The 5,630-nt window shown below is 37.7% G+C and carries 4 protein-coding genes, 1 pseudogene and 1 other annotated feature; of the genes and pseudogenes, 4 read left to right on the top strand and 1 reads right to left on the bottom strand.

Annotated features, from left to right (window positions below; translation table 11 throughout):
• Nucleotides 1-33: 33 nt before the first annotated feature.
• Complete coding sequence (locus RTL21_RS09720) at nt 34-198, top strand: glycogen biosynthesis protein GlgD (RefSeq protein WP_312095679.1); 165 nt, start codon at nt 34-36, stop codon at nt 196-198.
• 52 nt (nt 199-250) lie between these two features.
• On the opposite strand, the gene RTL21_RS09715 is transcribed toward RTL21_RS09720, so the two are convergent.
• Entirely contained in the window at nt 251-1,456 is a 1,206-nt protein-coding gene (locus RTL21_RS09715) for an MDR family MFS transporter (RefSeq protein WP_312095678.1), read from the bottom strand.
• A 268-nt stretch (nt 1,457-1,724) separates the two neighbouring features.
• Here RTL21_RS09715 and RTL21_RS09710 point away from each other — a divergent pair, with 268 nt between their 5' ends.
• From RTL21_RS09710 to leuS, 3 genes and pseudogenes are all read left to right on the top strand, one after another.
• Complete coding sequence (locus tag RTL21_RS09710) at nt 1,725-2,291, top strand: histidine phosphatase family protein (RefSeq protein ID WP_312095677.1); 567 nt, start codon at nt 1,725-1,727, stop codon at nt 2,289-2,291.
• A gap of 38 nt (nt 2,292-2,329) precedes the next feature.
• Entirely contained in the window at nt 2,330-3,508 is a 1,179-nt protein-coding gene (locus RTL21_RS09705) for an amidase (protein WP_312095676.1), read from the top strand.
• Nucleotides 3,509-3,616: 108 nt separating this feature from the next.
• Nucleotides 3,617-3,843 (top strand) — a binding site (T-box leader).
• A 54-nt stretch (nt 3,844-3,897) separates the two neighbouring features.
• A pseudogene (leuS, locus tag RTL21_RS09700) lies at nt 3,898-5,630 on the top strand (leucine--tRNA ligase); the annotation flags it as partial.

Here is a 5,630-nt window from a genome sequence, read left to right as displayed (position 1 = left end):
ATGACACTAGGATTGCATTAAGGAGGCATCACAATGGATAAACGTTCGAAGAAAAATAATCCTGAACAAAAAACGCGTAATGGAATAAATAGTCAGGATTTAGAGCTGGGGAAAGATGTCGATCTAGTAAAAGCCGCCAAAAAGAAATATGAGCAATCTGGTGGACAACCAGCTAAATCGAAAACTAGACAAGAATAGCTATCCATAAAAAAGAATGTCCCAACCATATACAATAGTTGGGACATTCACATTAATTTGTCTTAGGAGCTAATTTAGAAGCTTCTTTTGTTGGATAGTCATAGAAATAGGCCGTAAGTAAACTAATCACTAGCAAGATCACTAATATAGGTACAAGCAATGTCATGCCGCTACTATCTACAAGCATACCTCCAAGAAGTGGCCCAATCATTCTCCCACCAGTTGCAGTACTATTCACAATTCCTTGGAAAAAACCTTCTTTTCCCTTAGGAGCTAGCTTATCCGCAATGGTCGGTACTGCTGGCCAAATAAGCATTTCTCCAATCGTTAAGATAATCATTGCTGCAAGAAAGCCAGAAAAGAATTCTGCTTTTCCAACAATAAGGAAGGAAACGATAAAAATTCCGATACCGATAAGCATTTGTTTCTTAATAGACGTACATACTTTTTTAGTAAAAAAAGAAATAAGTGGTTGACCAAAAACAATAAGTCCCCCATTTACAGCCCATAATAAACTATACTGTGTTAAAGGGATACCAAGCTCCTGCGTATGAGTTGAAATAGTAGCTTGCCATTGGACATAACAGATCCAGCATAATAAATAACCAAATCCTAAAATGCCAAGAGAATACATAGCAGGGCTTCCTTTTAATAAAGACTTTCCTTTTCTTTTAGAAACTTTTCTATTGGAAGAAAGAATGGCATCATCTTTTACCTTAATGTTTTTATAGCTGAAAAAGGCGATAAGGAAAAATACCCCGTACATAAGGGTGTTGGACAGGAAAATTAATTGGAATGAATAAGAGGCAATGACTCCGCCAATCGCAGATCCAAGTGCGACCCCCACGTTTTGAGCAACATATATACTGTTGAAGGCTTTTCTTCCACCTTCTGGCCAAACATTCCCTGCCATTGCATACATACTAGGGAAAATAATGCCAGATCCAAAACCAGATAAGGTGAAAAAGGTACAGTAAGTTCCCCAATTATCAAATAGAGTAAGCCCTAGTAAAGAGAAGGCTGTGAAGGAAATACCTAATAAAATAGAAAGATACCCACCCAACTTATCATAAAGGACGCCTCCGATTAAATTACCGATAACACTTGCTCCAGAATTAAGCATCAGGATAAAACCCGCTACCGTAAGTGTCTTTCCTAAATGCTCATGAATGTAGATACTATTTAAAGGCCAAAGTAAGGAAGAACCTGTAACATTTACAGCCATTCCAATAACTAAAAGCCAAAGAGAACGAGGCATAATGGTGCTCCTTTGCAACTTTATTCTAAATACCAGACATAAGTGTAGTTGCTTTTCATTAAAGCTGCAATAGAATAGTACCCATTTTCCTAAAGGCGGAATTTTCTGATAGAAAAAAGTGTAAAATGGGAACCTGGATGGTGAAATAGGATAATTTTTCTATATTAATAATCAAAATACTTCATTTATTTGAAAAATTAGGCTTTTTCTAATAAAGTAGAAATAACCCTAAAATTTAGCGTGAGGTTGCGTAGAAAGGATCAAGTAGATGACAAATATATGTTTAATAAGGCATGGAGAAACAGATTGGAATGCAACGGGAAAGATTCAGGGGAAAACCGATATTCCTTTAAATGAAAATGGTAAAAAGCAGGCGCGGCAATGCCGAGATTATTTAGAAGGTACTGACTGGGATGTAATCGTGACTAGTCCTTTAAAAAGAGCGAAACAAACAGCGCTTGTTATTAATGAATCTTTACAACTGCAGGTTATAGAAATGGCTGAATTTATGGAGCGCAGCTTTGGCGATGCAGAAGGGAAAACAAGAGAAGAAAGAGCGCTTCTATATCCAGATCAACAGTACCCAAATCAGGAATCGAGAGAAGAATTAGTAAAAAGAATAATGAATGGTTTAGAAAAAATTCTTTCCCTGTTCCCAAATAAAAAAGTATTATTAGTCGCACATGGTGCAGTCATACATACCTTATTAACTGTTGTATCCGAAGAACAGCTTACCATTGAAAAATACTTATTGAATGCATGTATCAGTAATATTCATTATAAAGAGAAAAAATGGGCTGTGCAGGATTACAACTTAGTCGATCATCTTGTCTAAATAAATGATAGAAATTGGTTAGAGAGGAGTTAAAATAAATGAGTAATTTTGGTGCATATATGGATGAAAATATTTCATTAAAACCAACAAAAAAAGGGAACTTGGATGGGCTGAAGTTTGCCGTGAAAGATGTATTTTCCATTAAAGATTACGTTTCCTCTGCAGGTAATCCAGATTGGCTCCAAAGTCATGAGCCCGCAAGAACAACAGCACCAGCAATTGATAGTTTATTAAATAACGGTGCTACCCTAATGGGAACGACAATTACGGATGAATTAATGTACAGCCTAAATGGCGAAAATTATCATTATGGCACTCCGGTTAATCCTAAGGATGCTAACCGTATTCCAGGTGGCTCTTCTTGTGGTTCAGCAGTAACAGTTGCTGCTGAATTAACTGATTTTTCCCTAGGAACAGATACAGGGGGATCAGTAAGAATTCCTTCCTCTTATTGTGGAATTTATGGAATCCGTCCTACTAACGGAGCAGTTAATATAGATGGAGTGACTCCCCTTGCGAAAAGCTTTGATACGGTTGGATGGATGGCACAGGATGCAGAAATCTTATACAAAGTTGGTAAAGTTCTTCTTCCTGTTCAAGAGGAAGGTTCCTTTACGCGCTTTATTGTAGGAAGAGACGCGTGGGCATTAGCTGATCAGGAAGTGCAAAACGCCTTTGCTCCTTTTCTGGATAAATTAGAGGAGTCTGTACCAAGTTACTCGACAACTATTATTGCAGAAGAGGGATTACAAGAGTGGGCAGAGGTTTTTAGGCAGCTGCAAGGGAGAGAAATTTGGCAAGAGCATCGGGAATGGATTCAACAGGTAAATCCTACTTTTGGTCCAGGGATTGCGGAAAGATTTCAATGGGCAAGTTCTTTAAAAGAAGAAGATTTGCCACAATATCAGCAGAAACGACGTATAATTAAGCAAAGAATGGAAAAACTTCTTGAAGAAGACGGGATTTTAATTATTCCAACAGCACCTGGAAAAGCACCACTTCTAAACCTTCCATTGGAAGAATTAGAAGTAAAAAGAAGTCAAACTTTCCAGCTTTGTTGTATTGCTGGTTTATCAGGTTTTCCTCAAGTAAATCTGCCATTAGCAACATTAGATGGAACACCTATTGGTCTTTCTTTTTTAGCAGGTCGAAATCAGGATAGAAAGTTACTTCAATTCGTTACTGAATGGGCAGAGAAAGTGAAATGGGAACGTTAGATGGCAAAAGACATATAATAAAAGAAACAAGAAAACATCTGTTACCTGCTTAATCTGAAAACTACTTGCAACATGAATGAAAATACAATACAATTAAGACCATATAAGTGAACAACACGGATAAGGAATAGTAAAGATGCCCTTTTGAAATGAAGAGAACTGACGGTTGGTGCAAGTCAGTCAAAAACATCTTGAACTCGCCTTTGAGTTGCAAGTGTGAACTTTTTAGTAATGCTTGCCGTACACCTGCGTTAAGGGATTATGAAGCGAGTGATTTATTCACTAATTGTGGGTGGTACCGCGGGAGATTATACATAATGCCTCTCGTCCCTATTTGGGATGTGGGGCTTTTTATTTTGGAGAAAACAACTTTTTAGGAGGATTTTAAGATGAGCTTTAATCATCAGAAAATAGAACAGAAATGGCAAAAGTTTTGGGAAGAAAACAAAACTTTTAAAACAAGTGAAGAAAAAAGCAAGAAAAAGTTTTATGCACTAGACATGTTCCCATATCCATCAGGAGCAGGGCTTCATGTTGGCCATCCAGAAGGATATACAGCAACAGATATACTTTCCCGTATGAAGAGAATGCAGGATTTTAATGTGCTACATCCGATGGGATGGGATGCTTTCGGTTTGCCAGCAGAGCAATATGCATTAGATACTGGTAATCATCCAGCGGAATTTACACAGAAAAACATTGATACATTCCGTCGCCAAATCAAATCTTTAGGCTTTTCTTATGACTGGGATCGTGAAATTAATACTACAGATCCAGAATATTATAAGTGGACACAATGGATATTTCTAAAGCTATATGAAATGGGCTTAGCTTATGTAGATGAAGTAGCAGTTAACTGGTGCCCAGCATTAGGAACGGTTCTAGCAAATGAAGAAGTCATCGATGGGAAAAGTGAACGTGGAGGACATCCTGTTGAAAGACGTCCAATGCGACAATGGGTATTAAGAATAACAGCTTATGCGGATCGTCTATTAGAAGATTTAGATGAAGTAGATTGGCCAGAAAGTATTAAAGAAATGCAACGTAATTGGATTGGACGTTCAGAAGGAGCAGAAGTAACCTTCCAAATTGACAATCATGAAGAAACCTTTACTGTATTTACAACAAGACCGGATACATTATTTGGTGCTACTTATGCGGTACTTGCCCCTGAGCATGCTCTTGTTGAGAAAATAACAACTTCAGAGCAAAAAGCTGCTGTAGAAACTTACTTAGAAAAAATCAAAAGTAAAAGTGATTTAGAAAGAACGGATTTGGCAAAAGAAAAGACAGGCGTATTTACAGGTGCTTATGCTGTTAACCCTACTAACGGAGAGAAAATGCCAATATGGATCGCTGATTACGTGCTTGTAAGCTATGGGACAGGAAGCATAATGGCTGTACCTGCACATGATGAAAGAGACTATGAGTTTGCGAAAGCATTTAACTTGCCAATTAAAGAAGTAGTGGCAGGGGAAATGTGGAAGCAGAAGCATACACTGGTGATGGCGAACATGTAAACTCGGATTTCTTAAATGGTTTAAATAAAGAAGAAGCTATTACAAAAATGCTTAGCTGGTTAGAAGAGAAAAAAATTGGTACGAAAAAAATAACATACAGACTGCGTGATTGGCTATTTAGTCGTCAACGTTACTGGGGCGAGCCAATTCCAATTATTCATTGGGAAGACGGCACAATGACTGGCGTTCCGGAAGAAGAATTACCATTGACACTTCCAGAAACATCAGAAATTAAGCCATCAGGAACAGGGGAGTCTCCATTAGCCAATATTACAGATTGGGTAAATGTGGTGGATCCTGCAACTGGCAAAAAAGGAAGACGTGAAACAAATACAATGCCTCAATGGGCTGGAAGCAGCTGGTATTATTTACGTTATATTGATCCAAAAAATAACGAGCAAATTGCAGATCCAGAAAAAATAAAAGACTGGCTTCCAGTAGATATGTACATTGGTGGAGTAGAACATGCGGTATTGCATCTTCTATATGCGCGCTTCTGGCATAAAGTACTTTATGATGTAGGAGTAGTTCCAACAAAAGAACCATTCCAAAAATTATTTAACCAAGGAATGATCCTAGGTGAAAATAATGAGAAAATGAGT

The sequence above is a fragment of the Niallia sp. genome (assembly GCF_031978665.1).
Lineage (GTDB): Bacteria > Bacillota > Bacilli > Bacillales > Cytobacillaceae > Niallia.
The sequence above is the reverse complement of the archived record's forward strand: the minus strand, read 5'-3'. Positions and strand labels throughout refer to the sequence as shown.

Coding starts and splice junctions, on each gene's coding strand:
- RTL21_RS09715 (WP_312095678.1), bottom strand. CDS start 1,456: ATGCCTCGTTCTCTTTGGCTTTTAGTTATTGGAATGGCTGTAAATGTT.
- RTL21_RS09705 (WP_312095676.1), top strand. CDS start 2,330: ATGAGTAATTTTGGTGCATATATGGATGAAAATATTTCATTAAAACCA.
- RTL21_RS09710 (WP_312095677.1), top strand. CDS start 1,725: ATGACAAATATATGTTTAATAAGGCATGGAGAAACAGATTGGAATGCA.
- RTL21_RS09720 (WP_312095679.1), top strand. CDS start 34: ATGGATAAACGTTCGAAGAAAAATAATCCTGAACAAAAAACGCGTAAT.